Annotated in this window: 15 protein-coding genes, 1 pseudogene and 1 riboswitch; of the genes and pseudogenes, 11 read left to right on the top strand and 5 right to left on the bottom strand. The window is 66.4% G+C overall.

Annotation, left to right across the window (positions count from 1 at the left end):
• Window positions 1–135: pseudogene (locus CIC12_RS05280) on the top strand (HAD family hydrolase); the annotation flags it as partial.
• Between the two features lie 162 nt (window positions 136–297).
• Here the strand turns inward: CIC12_RS05280 and ribB are convergent.
• The 4 genes from ribB to CIC12_RS05260 all read right to left on the bottom strand — a co-directional run bounded on the left by ribB (window position 298) and on the right by CIC12_RS05260 (window position 4,282).
• Window positions 298–1,014: a 3,4-dihydroxy-2-butanone-4-phosphate synthase gene (gene ribB / locus CIC12_RS05275; RefSeq protein WP_174771921.1), complete on the bottom strand. Its 717-nt coding sequence runs from the start codon at window positions 1,012–1,014 to the stop codon at window positions 298–300.
• Between the two features lie 145 nt (window positions 1,015–1,159).
• A riboswitch (FMN riboswitch) is annotated at window positions 1,160–1,342 on the bottom strand.
• Window positions 1,343–1,457: 115 nt separating this feature from the next.
• Complete coding sequence (locus tag CIC12_RS05270; RefSeq protein ID WP_168662827.1) at window positions 1,458–2,180, bottom strand: helix-turn-helix domain-containing protein; 723 nt, start codon at window positions 2,178–2,180, stop codon at window positions 1,458–1,460.
• 486 nt (window positions 2,181–2,666) lie between these two features.
• The gene (locus CIC12_RS05265) at window positions 2,667–3,851 is read right to left on the bottom strand and encodes an MFS transporter (protein ID WP_168662825.1); all 1,185 of its coding nucleotides are present in this window, start codon (window positions 3,849–3,851) and stop codon (window positions 2,667–2,669) included.
• A gap of 14 nt (window positions 3,852–3,865) precedes the next feature.
• Window positions 3,866–4,282 carry a VOC family protein gene (locus CIC12_RS05260; protein WP_168662823.1) on the bottom strand — a complete coding sequence of 139 codons (417 nt, stop codon included), beginning with the start codon at window positions 4,280–4,282 and terminating at the stop codon, window positions 3,866–3,868.
• Between the two features lie 131 nt (window positions 4,283–4,413).
• On the opposite strand from CIC12_RS05260, the gene CIC12_RS05255 reads away from it, so the two are divergent.
• The 7 genes from CIC12_RS05255 to lnt all read left to right on the top strand — a co-directional run bounded on the left by CIC12_RS05255 (window position 4,414) and on the right by lnt (window position 12,413).
• Window positions 4,414–5,388, top strand: coding sequence for a LysR family transcriptional regulator (locus CIC12_RS05255; RefSeq protein WP_168662822.1), 975 nt, complete (start codon window positions 4,414–4,416; stop codon window positions 5,386–5,388).
• Between the two features lie 233 nt (window positions 5,389–5,621).
• Entirely contained in the window at window positions 5,622–6,992 is a 1,371-nt protein-coding gene (miaB, locus tag CIC12_RS05250) for a tRNA (N6-isopentenyl adenosine(37)-C2)-methylthiotransferase MiaB (RefSeq protein ID WP_168662819.1), read from the top strand.
• A gap of 34 nt (window positions 6,993–7,026) precedes the next feature.
• The gene (locus tag CIC12_RS05245) at window positions 7,027–8,094 is read left to right on the top strand and encodes a PhoH family protein (RefSeq protein WP_168662817.1); all 1,068 of its coding nucleotides are present in this window, start codon (window positions 7,027–7,029) and stop codon (window positions 8,092–8,094) included.
• A 79-nt stretch (window positions 8,095–8,173) separates the two neighbouring features.
• Window positions 8,174–8,635, top strand: a complete 462-nt coding sequence (gene ybeY / locus CIC12_RS05240; RefSeq protein ID WP_168662815.1) for an rRNA maturation RNase YbeY — start codon at window positions 8,174–8,176, stop codon at window positions 8,633–8,635.
• Window positions 8,636–8,697: 62 nt separating this feature from the next.
• On the top strand, window positions 8,698–9,399 hold the full coding sequence (locus CIC12_RS05235; protein WP_168662814.1) for a gamma-glutamylcyclotransferase: 702 nt from the start codon (window positions 8,698–8,700) through the stop codon (window positions 9,397–9,399).
• A gap of 298 nt (window positions 9,400–9,697) precedes the next feature.
• A complete protein-coding gene (locus tag CIC12_RS05230; RefSeq protein WP_168662812.1) occupies window positions 9,698–10,591 on the top strand; it encodes an HlyC/CorC family transporter in 894 nt (297 codons plus the stop codon).
• 67 nt (window positions 10,592–10,658) lie between these two features.
• Window positions 10,659–12,413 (top strand): apolipoprotein N-acyltransferase, encoded by a 1,755-nt coding sequence (gene lnt, locus CIC12_RS05225; protein ID WP_168662810.1) that lies wholly within the window; start codon window positions 10,659–10,661, stop codon window positions 12,411–12,413.
• Window positions 12,414–12,740: 327 nt separating this feature from the next.
• Here lnt and CIC12_RS05220 read toward each other — a convergent pair whose 3' ends face one another.
• A complete protein-coding gene (locus CIC12_RS05220) occupies window positions 12,741–13,355 on the bottom strand; it encodes a glutathione S-transferase C-terminal domain-containing protein (protein WP_174771920.1) in 615 nt (204 codons plus the stop codon).
• Between the two features lie 184 nt (window positions 13,356–13,539).
• Between CIC12_RS05220 and CIC12_RS05215 the strand changes: the two genes are divergently transcribed.
• The 3 genes from CIC12_RS05215 to CIC12_RS05205 form a co-directional block, all read left to right on the top strand.
• On the top strand, window positions 13,540–14,958 hold the full coding sequence (locus CIC12_RS05215; RefSeq protein WP_168662806.1) for an aminopeptidase P N-terminal domain-containing protein: 1,419 nt from the start codon (window positions 13,540–13,542) through the stop codon (window positions 14,956–14,958).
• A gap of 6 nt (window positions 14,959–14,964) precedes the next feature.
• Window positions 14,965–16,272, top strand: a complete 1,308-nt coding sequence (locus CIC12_RS05210) for a UbiH/UbiF/VisC/COQ6 family ubiquinone biosynthesis hydroxylase (protein WP_168662804.1) — start codon at window positions 14,965–14,967, stop codon at window positions 16,270–16,272.
• A gap of 228 nt (window positions 16,273–16,500) precedes the next feature.
• Window positions 16,501–16,926: tRNA dihydrouridine synthase (locus tag CIC12_RS05205; RefSeq protein ID WP_174771922.1), on the top strand; the 426-nt coding region annotated here is incomplete at its 3' end.

The following is a 16,926-nucleotide window of genomic DNA, read 5'->3' as shown; positions in this document are numbered from 1 at the left end:
GCGAGTCATATCCCCGACGGCTATGCGGACGTGCTGCGCAAGATGGGCATGACGCGCATCATGCGGCACATGGATGAGCTGCCCGCGCTGATCGAAGCTGGCGTGCGCGGCGAGTTCGGCGACGTGCAGTCGTAGCGGACCGGCGTTTGCAGAACGCGTCATGTAGCGTTGTGCAGGCGTCGCCCGCTTACACTCACGCGGCGCGGACAAAAAAAGGCCGGTTCGAGACAGAACCGGCCTTTTCGTTTTTGCAGCACCCATCACGTCGCACTCACACGACGCGACGCGTGTCGCGTCTTACGCTTCGTCGGCGACGCATTCGCGCGCCTGCGCCAGCGCCTCACGAAACTCGACGAGTTCGGCAATCGTCAGCATCGGCAGATTGTGTTGCGCGGCGAAGCGCTCGACGTCCGCGCCGCGCGTCATCGTGCCGTCCGCGTTCATCAGTTCGCACAGCACGCCGGCCGGCTTCAGACCCGCGAGAATCGCGAGGTCCACCGTGCCTTCGGTGTGGCCGCGGCGGGCCAGCACGCCGCCGGGCATCGCCCGCAACGGAAACACGTGGCCCGGACGCACGATGTCGGCGGGCTTCGCGTGATCGGCGATCGCCGCACGAATCGTCGTCACGCGATCGAGCGCGGACACGCCGGTGGTCACGCCCTCGCGTGCTTCGATCGACACGGTGAACGCGGTGCCGTGACGGCTTTCGTTGTTGACGGCCATCGGCGGCAGTTCGAGCGCGCGGATCTTGTCGTCGGGCAGACACAGGCAAACGATGCCGCTGCATTCGCGGATCAGCAAGGCCATGGTTTCGACGGAAAGACGCTCGGCCGACACGATCAGATCGGCTTCGTTCTCGCGGTCGTGGTCGTCTTGCAGAACGACGGCGCGGCCATCGCGCATCGCTTGCAATGCGGCGGCGATACGCGGCGGAACGTCGGTGTCGAGCAGCGGGAGATCGGCGGATGCGTCGGACGCAAACGTCGACGGAGCAGGAAAGGTGGCAAAGGACATAGTTGAAACGCTCATCGCAAAAGTTGGGCGAAAAACGTTTCAGGGCATTGCAAACAGACAACGACGCGCCCGCGGACGCCGCGCTAAGCGACGCTCACGCCCCGCCCAACCACGGGCGGCGCCACGGACACGCACATGACTATCTGCACATCTTCTTCCATCCGGACTCTGACCGTCGGCTCTGGCTTCTCACCAGATCTGCTGACCCCGATGTGCGCTCCGATACTCCGAAGACGCGCGACGCGGGCGCTCGCGGGCTCGCCGGCTCACGCTCTCGCGCAGCCAGCCTACCGCCGGTGGGGAATTTCGCCCCGCCCTGAAGACGCACTGATTGCCGGATCGACCGGCTGGCGAAGCATACAACAGTCGCGCGAGCCCTGCAGCGCAACCCTACTGGTCCGATGCAGGCTCCCACGCGAGGCGCCTGCATCGGGGAAATGCAATCAGACCGGCGCGGCCTCGTGCGGCGTGGCGCGGCGGGCTTCGTGCCGCCCCTCGCGCGCTTCGTGCTGCGCCGGGACGTCCCAGCGCGGCGGCGTCTCCGCGTTCAGCGTCACGCGAAACGCGCGCGCCTCGGTGTCGCCCGGATTGCGCAGACTGTGCGGCTGGTCGGCGTCGAACACGATCGCGTCGCCGGTCGCCAGCAACTGGCGCTGGTCGTGCACGCTGACTTCCAGCGTGCCTTCACTGACCACCAGGTTGACCGTCGTGCCTGGTGCACGGCGGATGCCGGCTTCGGTGTGCAACGGTGCGATACGCAACTCGTGAAACTCGGCGGCAGCCGGTTCGGCATCGGGATAAAGCGGCCGGGCCGAATAGCGCCCGTTCGCACTGACGACGCGCGTCGAGCGCTCCGCGGGCAGATGCTCGAAGCCGTTGGTCGCGTGACGCCGCAAGAACGCCGCCACCGATACCTTCAACGCCGCCGCCACCTTGCACAGCACCTTGATGGATGGCACGCTGCGCGCCGATTCGATCTGCGCGAGCATCGCACGCGACACGCCGGACGCGCGGGCCAGCGCATCGAGCGACAGTTGCCGTTCGGCGCGCAAGCGGGCGAGATTGACGCCGACCAGATGTTCCAGTGCATCGAAGGGTTCGACGGCACGCGGCAAAGCATCGAGGTCGGCCGAGGGGTCGCGAACCAGCGCGAGCGGGGAATGCATGATTGCCTCCAAAGCGCCACCTGACGGCGCGCAAGCGGTTAGTGGAAGCAAGATAGCATCGCGCCCCGCCACGCCCAACGAAGTTATCTTCACACTGTTATCAGCATTGCGGAGGACGATTCGCGCAAAGCTTGTGCGCATTTTTCATATGGCGGCGGTCGCCGCTGGTTCGGGCGGGCGCACGGCGTTGTGCGGACGGGCGACCATTTCCGTCGAGCGTTCGCGTGGCGGTTCATGCGCATGGCGAACTGTCACGCGGGCGTTCTTCTGTGTTGTGCCTCGTCCGAGCCGCACGTTGGTTCGCTACCGCGCGTTCATGCACAACGCCCATGCTCAAGACCGTTGAATTCGTGCGCGCCGCGAACCATGTCAACAGCCACCGCCACGCTTCTTCCTCAGAGGCGTTGGCTTCGCCGTCGAAGACGAGGCCGACCGCCGTTGCGAGCACGCCGCACGAGCCGCGCGCGCGCCGGTTCGCCGAGCCAATCACACGCGCTCGTGCACGCCTACACGCCGCGCCACGCTCCCGCCCGGCGCATCCATACGCGCGGCGAACCACGTCAGCAGCAACGCCGCCACGCTGACCGCCGCCGCCACCCACGGCAGCGTATCGAGCGAATGGCCGTGGTCGATCACCAGCCCGCCGAGCCACGCGCCGCCCGCATTGCCGACATTGAACGCGCCGATGTTCAGCGTCGACGCCAGATTCGGCGCCGCGGCCGCTTTCTCGACCACCCGCATCTGCAACGGCGGCACGGTGGCAAACGCGGCGATGCCCCACACAAAAATCGTCAGCGCTGCGGCCACCTGCGAGTGACTGGTGCGCGCGAACAGCGCCATTACCACCACGAGCGCGGCGAGAATGCCCATCAGCGAAGGCATCAGCGCGCGATCCGCGAGTTTGCCGCCGACCATGTTGCCGATCGTCAGTCCCACGCCGAACAGCACGAGGATCAACGTGACGCCGCGCGGCGAGAAGCCACTCACCTGTTCAAGAATCGGTGCGATATAAGTGAACACGACGAACACGCCGCCAAAGCCGAGCACCGTCATCGCGAGCGCGGTCCATACTTGCGGGTCCTTCAGCACGCGCACTTCGTGCCCGAGCCCGACGGGGCCCGCGTCGTGGCGATTCGGCACCAGCGCCGTGACGCCCAGCAGCGACAACACGCCGAACGCGCTGACGATCCAGAACGCCATGCGCCACCCGAACTGCTGCCCGACGAACGTGCCGAACGGCACGCCGAGCACGTTCGCGAGCGTCAAGCCCGTGAACATCAGCGCGATCGCGCTCGCTCGCTTCTCCGCCGGCACGAGGGACGCCGCCACCACCGCGCCGATGCCGAAGAACGAACCGTGCGCGAACGAGGTGACCACGCGCGCGATCATCAGCACCGAATAGCTCGACGCCACCGCGCACAGCGTATTGCCGACGATGAAAACACCCATCAGCAATTGCAGCGCGAGCTTGCGCGGCCTCTTGCTGGTGACCACTGCGAGCAGCGGCGCGCCGACCGCGACGCCGAGCGCATAGCCGCTCACCAGCAAACCCGCCGACGGAATCGACACCGCCAGATCGTGCGCGACTTCGGGCAGCAGGCCCATGATGACGAACTCGGTCGTGCCGATCGCGAATGCGCTAATCGCCAGCGCCAGTAATGGGATGGGCATTTTTTACTCCAGTTTTAATGTCGTGCGTGAAGTGGGCTATGCGGCAAGGCCGTCACGAATTCGATGACGACGCCGGCCGCCAGCGCGACGAACAACTGCTGTTCGGCGGCTTGCGGGCCCATCTGCGGGACCTGCGCCGTTTGGTAGTCGACGCCGGCCGCGTGCAGGCGCGCGAGCAAGGCCTGCCATTGAGCGGCGCCGTCCAGCCGGAAAGCGAGATGGTCGATGCGTGGCGCTGACCGGCCGGCCGCGCGAGGCGCGGGTGCGGTTGCTTCGATCAGATGCAGCACCGGCCGGCCGTTCGCATAGAGCCAGTGGCCAGCCACTGAAAATGGCGGCCGCGCGCCTTCGGTCAGGCCGGCGATCTCGACGAAGAAATGCCGGGCGGTATCGAGATCGGCGGTGACGATCGTTGCGTGATCGAGTTGCATGGCGGGGTGACGCGGGCTGCTGCGCGCGCGGCATCAGGGTTTTCGAGGAGTGAATTGTCGGGGCACGACGACAATTTGATAATTAGCGTAGCATTTGAAGCATTTTCAAATGTTTTTTGAAAGATCCAACGATGGATAACCTCGGTGACATTCGCCTCTTCGTCGAAGCGGCGCAGCAAGGCAGCCTCTCGGCCGCGGGCCGCAAGATGGGGCTCACCCCGGCCGCCGCCAGCGCGCGGCTCGCCAAGCTCGAAAGCGGGCTGAAGGCGCGCCTCTTCGAGCGCACCACGCGTCAGTTGCGGCTCACCGACGAAGGCCGCCTCTACCTGAACTGCTGCCGCCAGGCGCTGCAATCGCTCGACGACGCCGAAGCCGCGCTGCAAGCCGGTCAAGGCGTGGTGCGCGGCAAGGTGCGGGTATCGGCGACCTCGGACTTTGGCCGCAATCTGCTGATGCACTGGCTCGACGAGTTCAACGCGCTGTATCCGGAAGTGACGTTCGCGCTGACGCTATCGGACTCGCTGGCGAATCTGGTGGCAGAGGACATCGACCTCGCGATCCGCTTCGGCGTGCCGCAGGACAGCTCGCTGGTCGCCCGCAAGCTCGCGCCGAACCGGCGCGTGCTGTGCGCGTCGCCGGATTACATCGCACGCAAGGGCGAGCCGAAAGACCCGCACGACCTCGCCAACTTCGATTGCATCGTGCTGAGCACCGCCTCGGGGCTCGCGAACGAGTGGCGCTTCACGCGCGGCGACGAGGAACAGAACTACACCGTGCCGTCGGAGTCGGCTCGCGAGACCAACGACGGCGCCGTGGCCCGCGAATGGGCGCTGCGCGGCTACGGCATCGTGATCAAGTCGATGTGGGACGTGGAAGCGGACCTGCGCGCCGACGGCCTGAAAATCCTGCTGCCGCAGTGGCGTTACCCGGATGCACCGTTGCACGCGCTCTATCACCGCAACCGCTTCATGGCGCCGCGCGTGCGGGTGCTGCTGGATTTCCTGGGCGAGCGCTTCGCGCAGGTGTCGGGCGAACTGGAAAGCCTGCTGGGCTTGCCACCGGAGCGGCCGGGCAGCGATGCGGGCGGCGAAACCCGCACGCCGTGAAGGGCTATAATGCTGCGTTACGCTGACGTGCGTGCGGATCGCGCTGGCGCAACGCATCGAGCCGCGAGTCGGCCTCGAACAGCAGGCCTCGCGCTGGCTTCCGGCGGCCCTAAAGCGCCCCAAAGCGCTCTAGGCGCCCCCCGGCGGTCTGCTCCGCCCGCCGCCCGCACGTTCGGCCCCATCACCTCTTAGACGACGCCCCCAGATCAACCACTGCGACCGGCGAAAATTCGATGACCAAGAAAGTTTATGTAAAGACCTTTGGCTGCCAGATGAACGAGTACGACTCCGACAAGATGGTCGACGTACTCGGCGCGGCTGAAGGGCTCGTCAAGACCGACACGCCGGAAGACGCCGACGTGATCCTCTTCAACACCTGCTCGGTGCGCGAAAAAGCGCAGGAGAAAGTTTTCTCCGACCTCGGCCGCGTGCGCGAGCTGAAGGAAGCGAATCCGAATCTGATCATCGGCGTGGGCGGCTGTGTGGCGAGCCAAGAAGGCGCGTCGATCGTCGCGCGCGCACCGTACGTCGATCTGGTGTTCGGTCCGCAAACGCTGCACCGTCTGCCGCAAATGATCGACAAGCGCCGCGAGAGCGGCCGTGCTCAAGTCGACATCACGTTCCCCGAAATCGAAAAGTTCGATCACCTGCCGCCGGCGCGCGTCGACGGCCCGAGCGCGTTCGTGTCGATCATGGAAGGCTGCAGCAAGTACTGCAGCTATTGCGTCGTGCCGTACACGCGCGGCGAGGAAGTGTCGCGTCCTCTGGACGACGTGCTCACCGAAATCGCCGGTCTCGCCGACCAGGGCGTGCGCGAAGTCACGCTGCTCGGCCAGAACGTCAATGCATATCGTGCCGGCCTGACGCTAGGCTCATCGGAGATCGCCGACTTCGCGACGCTGATCGAATACGTCGCCGACATTCCGGGCATCGAACGGATTCGCTACACCACGTCGCATCCGAAGGAATTCACGCAGCGTCTGATCGACACCTACGCGAAGGTGCCCAAGCTCGTCAGCCACCTGCATCTGCCGGTGCAGCACGGCTCCGACCGCATCCTGATGGCGATGAAGCGCGGCTATACGGTACTCGAATACAAGTCCGTGATCCGCAAGCTGCGCGCGATCCGCCCGGACCTGTCGCTGTCCACGGACATGATCGTCGGCTTCCCCGGCGAGACCCAGGAAGACTTCGACAAGATGATGGCGTTGGTGCACGAGATGAAGTACGACACCAGCTTCTCGTTCATCTACAGCCCGCGTCCCGGCACGCCGGCCGCGAATCTGCACGACGACACGCCGCGCGAAGTGAAGCTCAAGCGTCTGCAACACCTGCAGGCGACCATCGAAGAGAACGTGCAGTGCATCAGCGATTCGATGGTCGGCAAGATCGAGCGCATTCTGGTCGAGCGCCCGGCGCGCAAGGACCCGAACGAACTCGCGGGCCGCACCGAGAACAACCGCGTGGTGAATTTCCCGGCGCCGGTCGCCTCGCACGCGCGGCTGATCGGCCAGATGGTCGACGTGAAAATCGTTCACGCGTACCCGCATTCGCTGCGTGGCGAGCTCGTGCTGGTGCATGACGACGCCACCACCACTCACTAAGCTGTACTGAAACCGACAGGATCGACCCACCGCCTTGAAGACCGCTCAGCAGCATCTGGAATTCACCGCTCCGCGCGAAGACAACGCGCGGCTCGCCAACCTCTGCGGACCGCTCGACGAAAATCTGCGGCAGATCGAGCAGGCGCTCGACGTGACCTTGCAGCGCCGCGGCCACCGCATCACGATCCGCGGGCGCGGCTCGAAGCTCGCGCTCACCGCGCTCGAAAATTTTTATAACAACGCGCGCGAGCCGCTGTCGGTCGACGACATCCAGCTTGCGCTCGTCGAAGTGCGGCATCCGGCGCGCCATCGCCCGAACGGCAATGGCGACGAAGCCGGCGATCCGCGTTTCCCCGGCAATCCGGACCATCCGTTCGATCAGCCCGCCGACGCAGTCGACGACGACCTCGAAGAACTCGGCCCGAAGCTGTACACGCGGCGCGCGGATCTGCGCGGCCGTACGCCGGCGCAGCGCGAGTATCTGAAGCAGATCATCTCGCACGACGTGACCTTCGGCGTGGGCCCGGCCGGGACCGGCAAGACCTATCTGGCGGTGGCCTGCGCGGTCGATGCGCTCGAGCGCGACCAGGTCAAACGCATCGTGCTGACGCGGCCCGCGGTCGAAGCGGGCGAGCGCCTCGGCTTCCTGCCGGGCGATCTGGCGCAGAAGGTCGATCCGTATCTGCGCCCCTTGTACGACGCGCTGTACGACCTGCTCGGGTTCGACAAGACCGCGAAGATGTTCGAGCGGCAGATGATCGAAATCGCGCCGCTCGCGTACATGCGCGGGCGCACGCTGAACCACGCGTTCATCATCCTCGACGAGGCGCAGAACACCACGCCCGAGCAGATGAAGATGTTCCTCACGCGGATCGGCTTCGGCTCGAAGGCGGTCGTCACCGGCGACACGACCCAGGTCGATTTGCCGCGCGGTCACAAGAGCGGGCTGATCGAAGCGCAGCAGGTGCTCGCGGACGTGCGCGGCATCGCGCTCACGCGCTTCACGAGCGCGGACGTGGTGCGGCATCCGCTGGTCGCGCGAATTGTGGAGGCGTACGATGCGCATTCGCAGAAAACCGCCAGTCCGGCGGATTCGCGGTGATCGACGCGAATCCGCGCGCACTGAAACTGCCGCCGTCCCGCGCGCAAAACACGCCAACCACGCACAGCACCGACACCGCATGAGCCGCGCCCCGAAACTGACGTTGAATCTGCAATTCCCCGCCGCCAAAGGCTGGCCGGAACACAAGGCGCTGCTGCCGCGCGCCACCGTGGCTGGCTGGATCAAGGCGGCGCTGTTCGCGGACGGCGAGCTGACAGTGCGTTTCGTCGATGCCGAAGAAGGCCGCACGCTGAACCGCACCTATCGCGGCAAGGACTACTCGACCAACGTGCTGACCTTCGCGTACGCCGAATCGGACGACGATCCGGTGACGGGCGATCTGATCCTGTGCTGCCCGGTGGTGGAGAAGGAAGCCGCCGAGCAGGGCAAGCCGCTGATCGCGCACTACGCGCACCTGCTCGTGCACGGCGCGCTGCACGCGCAGGGTTACGACCACGAGGTCGAAGAAGAAGCCGAAGAGATGGAAGCGCTCGAAACCGAGATCCTCGGTAAGCTCGGGTTTCCTGATCCGTATCAGTAGGCGTCGGTCATCGTCGCGCCGCCCGCCTCTCGCCAACGTCTCTCCTCGTTCGAACCCACACTGTGAGCACCTCGTCCCCTGAAGCCGACACCCGCACGCCCTGCCCGGACTACCCGCCAGCGCTTGGCGAGTCGCGGCTTCTGAGCGACGAGGAACTGCGCGCGTCGCTCGAATGCACGCTGCGCGACTGGGACCGCAAGAGTGACCTGTGGCTGTTCGGCTATGGCTCGTTGATCTGGAATCCCGGCCTGCCCACCGTCGAGGCGAGCCGCTCGAAGGTGCACGGCTATCACCGCGGACTTTATCTATGGTCGCGCGTGAATCGCGGCACCCCCGAACAGCCGGGCCTCGTGCTCGCGCTCGATCGCGGCGGCTCCTGCACCGGCATCGCGTTCCGGCTCGCCGCCGAGGGTTCTGCGCCGCATCTCGAAGCCCTGTGGCGCCGTGAAATGGCAATGGGTTCGTATCGCCCCGCCTGGCTGCCGTGCGTGCTCGCCGACGGCCGGCGCGTCGACGCGCTCGCGTTCGTGATGCGTCGCGACGTGCCGAGCTACACCGGCAAGCTGCGCGACGAGGTCGTCAAAACCGTGTTCGGCTGTGCGTGCGGCCGCTACGGCACCACACTCGATTACGTCAGCCGCACGGTCCGCGCGCTGCGCGAAAGCGGCATGCCTGACCGTGCGCTCGAAGCGCTGCTGGAGCGTTGCCAGGAGGAAGGCCGCGAACGCGACGCCGCCCGGCAATCCGGGCGCGTGTCCGGCTAAGAATCAGCGCGCAATGAGGGTATTGAGGCTGGCGAGCGCGATACGTTCGCTGAATTTTTTGCCTCCGATGCGCTGTCAGCCGGCAGTCCTGCGGTCCACTCGTGCTTGCGCCCAACCATCACTTTTTTGCCCAGCACCGCTTTTCCGCGCGTAATCAGTTAGGATGGACCCACGCCCCGCCGCTCGCGACGGCGCCGCTTCACCCATCGCCCAGCCCGGCGGGACATGGTCCTGCCATGTGCCTGGTGTATCCTTAATGCTCTGCAACAGCGCGCCCAGTCTTGCCGGGCGCACTACCATGAACGACACGTATCCCAGTCGACGCCAAACCGACAAACCGCAGGAAAAGCGCTCGCTCCTCGAGCGTCTGACCGATTTCATCTCGCCCGAGCCCGACTCGCGCGCCGAGCTTCTGGAAATTCTGCAGGACGCGCACGAGCGCAACCTGATCGACGCCGACTCGCTATCGATGATCGAAGGCGTGTTCCAGGTGACCGAACTCAGCGCGCGCGACATCATGGTGCCGCGCGCCCAAATGGACGCGATCAACATCGCGGACAATCCCGCCGAATTCATTCCGTACGTGCTGGAGAAAGCGCACTCGCGCTATCCGGTCTTCGAGGGCAATCGCGACAACATCATCGGCGTGCTGCTGGCCAAAGACCTGCTGCGCTACTACGCCGAAGAAGAATTCGACGTGCGCGGCATGCTGCGCCCCGCGGTGTTCATCCCCGAATCCAAGCGGCTGAACGTGCTGCTGCACGACTTCCGCGTGAATCGCAATCACCTCGCGGTGGTGGTCGACGAATACGGCGGCGTGGCCGGCCTGATCACGATCGAAGACGTGCTGGAGCAGATCGTCGGCGACATCGAGGACGAATACGATTTCGACGAGGAAAGCGGCAACATCATCGCCTCGCCGGACGGACGCTTCCGCGTGCGCGCGCTGACCGAGATCGAGCAGTTCAACGAGGCCTTCGGCACGCACTACTCGGACGAGGAAGTCGATACCATCGGCGGGCTCGTCACGCATCACTTCGGGCGGGTGCCGCATCGCGGCGAAAAGGTCCGCCTCGACGATCTGATCTTCGAGATTCTGCGCGGCGACGCCCGCCAGATTCACATGCTGCTGGTGCGCCGCGATCCGCTGGCCGGCCAGCGCGAGCGCGACGCCCAGCACGTGCAGACCTGAGCTTCGCTGCCCGCACGTCTTCAGTTTCCAACCTGCTTTTTCAACTTCTCACGCCGACCGCGCAACAATGGCCGACCCGATGACTTCCCGTTCGCGCCGCGGCGTGAGCACTTCCCCTGCTGCCTCCGCCGACGAACCGCGTGGCCGCACGCTGCCGCGCTGGCATTACCTGGTCGCGCTGGCCGTGGGTGCGGCCAACACGCTGTCGTTCGCGCCGACGCCGCACGGCGGCTGGCTGCAACTCGCGATCTTCGTGTTCTTCTTTGGGTGGCTTACCCGCGCCACCGGCTGGAAAAGCGCGGCGCTGACGGGCGGTGCGTTCGGCTTCGGCAATTTCATGACCGGCGTGTGGTGGCTGTACGTCAGCATGCATGACTACGGCGGCATGGCCGCGCCGCTCGCGGGCGCAGCGGTCGTGCTGTTTTCGCTCTATCTCGCACTCTATCCGGCGCTGGCGGCGGGCATCTGGTCGTTCTGCGCGGGTCATGCGCGTAACGGCGCGGCGGCCGACGACCCACCGTTCTCCCCCACCTGGCACGGCGCGTTGGCCTTCGCGAGTGCCTGGTCAATCGGCGAATGGTTGCGCGGCACGGTGTTCACCGGCTTTCCGTGGCTCGCGAGCGGTTACGCGCAAGTGGACGGCCCGTTTGCGGGATTTGCGCCGGTGGTGGGCGTCTATGGTGTCGGCTGGGTGCTGGCGCTGGCCGCCGCATTGATTGCACAGGCGTTACTGGCGCTGTTGCCGCAACGGTCTTCGGGGTCGTCACGCGAGCCGCGCGGCGCGGCGGCAGACGCGAGCCGCCATGACGCCTGGCCCGGCCATCAGGCAGCGCCACGGAGCATGGCGCGCAGCGCGGTGCCGGCCGGCGTCGCGCTGGCGCTGATTGCGGCCGGCCTGCTGCTGCCGCTCGTCCAGTGGACCGTGCCGGCCAACGCGCCGCTGACCGTGCGCTTGCTGCAAGGCGACGTCAAGCAGGAGATGAAGTTCGAGGAAGCCGGCATGCGCGCGGCGATCGACCAGTATCAGCAGATGATCACATCGAAGCCGGCCGATCTGATCGTCACGCCGGAAACCGCGATTCCCGTGCTTGCGCAGCAATTGCCGGCGCCGTTCGCGGCGTCGATCCGCGAGTTCTCCGACTCGACCGGCAGCGCGATCCTGTTCGGCGCGATCGGCGGCACGATCACCCCGGAAGGCCAGGTGGTCGACTACACGAACAGCCTGTTCGGCGTCACGCCCGGCTCGCATGATGTGTACCGCTACGACAAGCATCACCTCGTGCCGTTCGGCGAATTCGTGCCGTGGGGCTTCCGCTGGTTCGTCAATCTGATGAACATTCCGCTCGGCGATTTCTTCCGTGGCGCGCCGGTGCAGAAGCCGTTCATGGTGCACAACCAGCCGGTCGCGGTGAACATCTGCTACGAGGACATCTTCGGCGAAGAGATTGCGCGAACCATCCGCGAGAGCACAACGCCCGCTGGCGTGCTGGTGAACTCGACCAACCTCGCGTGGTTCGGCGACACGATCGCGCTGGACCAGCATCTGCAAATTGCGCGCATGCGTACGCTGGAAACCGGCCGGCCGATGTTGCGCGCGACCAATACCGGCATGACCGCCGCAATCGACGCTAACGGCCAGGTGCTCGGCCGTCTGACGCCGTACACGGTCGGCTCGCTCGACCTGAAAGTGCAAGGCACGTCCGGCAACACGCCGTATGTGACGAGCGGCAACAACACCGTGCTGGCGGTGTCGCTGCTGATGCTGGCGTTCGGTTTCGCGTTCGGACCGGGGATTACGCGACGCCGCAACGGCAAGCGGTAAGCGGCGGGCCGTCGCGACAGGCCGCATCGTGCGCGCCGCCCTCGGGCAGAGGGTCATGCGTGCGGCGTGCGGCCTCGAGCGCCGTGGCGGATCACCTGCGCAAAATCCTATGCGCCGCCGCTCTTGCGCGCGGCTCATGCGCGCGGTCCGGCATCGGGCCGCCCGGCGAACGCCGCGGCGAATCACGCGCGCAAAAAAATGCGCCTGACAGGCAGGCGCATTTTCGACTCGTCAACTCGCACGCACGCTTTCGTTCGGGCTTTCAGGAGCTTGAACACCCTCTTTCAGCTCGCCTGAACGCAATCTTGCCGCGACTGAGCGCTCCGCTCAATCCGCCGGCACCGTGTCGATGAAAGACTGCCGCAGCGAAAGCTTCTGGAAATGCTTGTCCAGATTCGGGTGCGCTTCGCGCCAGTTGAGCCCCGCCATGCGGAAGTCCAGATAACCCAGCGCGCAGCCCACCGCAATGTCCGCGAGCGTGTAGTGATTGCCCGCGCACCACGACTTGCTGCCCAGCCCCTGCGACATCGCGATCAGACCTTCGTCGATCTTGCGCTGCTGCCGCGCGACCCATGCCTCGACACGCTGCTCGGGCGCGCGCTGCGTGCCTTCGAGACGAATCAGCACCGCCGCGTCCAGCACGCCGTCGGCGAGCGCTTCCCAGCAGCGTACTTCGACGCGTTCGCGCCCCGACTGCGGAATCAGCTTGCCGACCGGCGACAGCATATCCACGTATTCGCAGATGACCCGTGAGTCGAACACGGCTTCGCCATCTTCCATCACGAGGCACGGCACTTTGCCGATCGGATTGAACGTGTGAATCCGGGTGTCCGGCGCCCAGACGTTCTCGGGCACCAGTTCGTAGTCGATCTTCTTGTCGGCCAGCACGATCCGCGCTTTACGCACGAAGGGGCTGCCGAGCGAACCGATGAGTTTCATCATGACCATCTGCCTTTAACTGAATCCGGCGAAAGTATAAGTGCTCCGGGGGCTTTGACGAGCGTCACGCCCCGTCTTCGCAAGCACTGCGCCGGGGCGCTGTGGACGGATTGCAACATGGCGGCGGTCGTCCCACCACTGGTGCGCGCACAAAATAAGTCCGCTCGTTGGGCGCTACAATCGCACGATGAACCAGCCGACCGAACCCACCATCGCCATCGACGTTTATCGCACGCGCCGCGAGCGCGTACTCGCCGCGCTGCGCGCCGCGGGCGGCGGCGTCGCCATCGTTCCCACCGCACCCGAAGCGCTGCGCAACCGCGACGCCGACTATCCGTTCCGGCACGACAGCTACTTCTACTATCTGACCGGCTTCACCGAACCCGAGGCGCTGCTGGTGCTCGACGCCAGCGCCGCACCCGGCGAGCCGGCATCGGTGCTGTTCTGCCGCGAGAAGAACGTCGAGCGCGAAACATGGGAAGGCTTCCGTTTCGGCCCCGACGGCGCGCGCGCCGCGTTTGGCTTCGACGCCGCCTTCGCGGTGAGCGAAATCGACACGCAAGTGCCGCGACTGCTCGCCGACAAACCGGCGCTGCACTACGCGCTCGGCAGCTCGGCACAACTCGACGAACACGTACGCGGCTGGCTCGATGCGGTGCGCGCGCAAGGCCGCAGCGGCATCGCCGCGCCTGTGGCCGCACGCGACCTGCTGCCCCTGCTCGACGAGATGCGGCTCGTCAAGGACGACCACGAGCGCGCCATCATGCGCCGGGCCGGGCAGATTTCCGCCCTCGCGCATCGGCGCGCGATGGCCGCGTGCCACCCCGGCGTGCGCGAGTACGAACTCGAAGCGGAACTGCTCTACACGTTCCGCAAATTCGGCGCGCAGGCGCCGGCTTATACGTCGATTGTCGCGGCGGGCGCCAACGCCTGCGTGCTGCACTACCCGGCCGGCAACGCGATCGCTCAGGACGGCGACCTGATCCTGATCGACGCGGCCTGCGAACTCGACGGCTACGCGTCGGATATCACCCGCACCTTCCCGGCGAGCGGCCGCTTCACGCCCGCGCAGCGCGAGCTGTACGACATCGTGCTGGCCGGGCAGCAGGCCGCCGTCGACGCGACCCGCGCCGGCGCGACCTTCGACGATCCGCACCAGGCCGCCGTGCGGGTGCTGGCGCAAGGGCTGCTCGACACGGGCATCATCGGGCGCGCGAAGTTCGCGTCCGTCGATGACGTGATCGCCGAGCGCGCCTACGCGCCGTTCTACATGCACCGCACGGGCCACTGGCTCGGCATGGACGTGCATGATGTCGGCGACTACCGGGAACGCGGCGCACCGCGCGACGAGGCAGGCGCGCTGCCATGGCGCACGCTGCAGCCGTCGATGACGCTGACCATCGAGCCCGGGCTGTACATCCGGCCCGCCGAAGGGGTGCCTGAGCGCTTCTGGAACATCGGCATCCGCATCGAGGACGACGCGATCGTCACCGCGGACGGCTGCGAGCTGATCACGCGCGACGTGCCGGTTGCCGCCGACGAAATCGAGGCGCTGATGCAGGAAGCCCGCGCGGCCCGTGACGCGGCTCACGGAACAAGGACGTAACCCGCCATGCACGACGCCTCTCCGTCGACGGTGATTCTGAAGCCCGCCGCTCATTCCTTCGATTTCGACGTGACGATCGTCGGCGCCGGCCCGGTCGGGCTCGCGCTCGCCGGGTGGCTCGCGCACCGTAGCGTGACGCGCGCGCTGAAGGTCGCGCTGATCGATGCACGCGAGCCGGAGGATTCGATCGCCGATCCGCGCGCGATCGCCGTGTCGCACGGCAGCCGCATGATTCTCGAGCCGCTGCGCTGGCCCGCCGACGCCACCGCGATCCAGCGCATCCATGTGTCACAGCGCGGCCACTTCGGCCGCACGCTGATCGATCACGGCGAGCACGGCTTGCCCGCGCTCGGTTACGTGCTGCGCTACGGTTCGATCGTGCACGGTCTCGCCGACGCGGTGCGCGCCACGTCCGTGCACTGGTTCCGCTCCACGGCCGCAGCCGAACCGGTCCAGGAACTCGACGGCGTCACGCTGCCGATCGAAACCGCGGGCGTCACGCGCCGGCTGCGCACGCGCATTCTGGTAAATGCCGAAGGCGGGTTGTTCGGTGATCAGAAAACGCGCAAGCGGGAGGATGGCAAGAACGCGACCGAGGACGGCCGCAGCGTCGCCAAGGCCGAAGCCGGTACAGGTGCGGCTGCAAGCGCGAGTGGAGGCGTGGCCGGCAAAGGCTCGCGCGACTACGGCCAAACCGCGCTGGTCGGCACCGTCAGCGTGTCGGCGCCGCAGCCGCACGTGGCGTGGGAGCGCTTCACGTCGCAAGGTCCGATCGCGTTGCTGCCGATGGGCGGCGTGCGCGGCGCCGACTACGCGCTGGTCTGGTGCTGCGCGCCGGACGAAGCCGCTCGCCGCGCGCAACTTTCCGACGACGCGTTCCTGCGCGAACTCGGCGCCGCGTTCGGCGACCGCATGGGACGCTTCACGCACATCAAGGGCCGCGCGTCGTTCCCGTTGGGACTGAACGCGGTCGAGACGCTCGTGAACGGCCACATCGTCGCCATCGGCAATGCGGCGCAGACATTGCATCCCGTCGCGGGCCAAGGCTTGAATCTCGGCCTGCGCGATGCGCACGCGCTCGCCGATGCGCTGTCGGCGGAAGGTCCGACTCCGCTCGCGCTGGCGACCTTCGCGCAACGCCGCGCGCTCGACCGGCGCATGACGATCGGCGCCACTGACACGCTCGCGCGCCTGTTCACCTTCGACTTCGCGCCGCTTGCGATCATGCGCGGCCTCGCGCTCACCGCGCTCGAGTTCGCGCCGCCGGTCAAAACCGCGCTGGCGCGCCAGATGATGTTCGGACAGCGCCGCTGAACGTGCCGTTGGGTCACGCGCTGCGGCTTTTTTGAGCAGTGCCGGGCAAGCCGCGTGAGTACCGCCGGTTCTATGAACCGGCGCACTTTCATAGAAGATTTAATGGGTTACGACACGGACATGGCGGGTGCCGCTTACCTGTTAACGCTAAAATAGCAGTTTTCCCTCGCGTTTCGCGTTGCGCCGATTGTCAAATATTGGATGATCGGCGAGGCGCGCGTCCACGTCATGCCCACGCTCGGCTCCCACAATCTGCGTAACAACCTGTTCGTCGCCCCCATGGCCGGCGTGACCGACCGGCCGTTCCGGCAACTGTGCAAACGGCTGGGCGCGGGGTATGCGGTGTCGGAAATGGTCGCCTCGAACGCGCAGTTGTGGAAGAGCGAAAAGACCATGCGCCGCGCCAACCACGCAGGCGAGGTCGAGCCGATCGCCGTGCAGATCGCTGGCGCCGATCCGGCCATGATGGCCGAAGCGGCCCGCTACAACGTGGCGAACGGCGCGCAGATCATCGACATCAACATGGGCTGCCCGGCCAAGAAGGTGTGCAACGTGGCCGCAGGTTCGGCTCTGTTGCAGAACGAGCCGCTAGTGCAGCGGATCGTCGAGGCGGTGGTGGGCGCGGTGGGCGTGGGCCCGGACGCGGTGCCCATC

Origin of the sequence: Paraburkholderia sp. SG-MS1, assembly GCF_012275575.1 — a bacterium.
GTDB lineage: Bacteria > Pseudomonadota > Gammaproteobacteria > Burkholderiales > Burkholderiaceae > Paraburkholderia.
The sequence above is the reverse complement of the archived record's forward strand: the minus strand, read 5'-3'. Positions and strand labels throughout refer to the sequence as shown.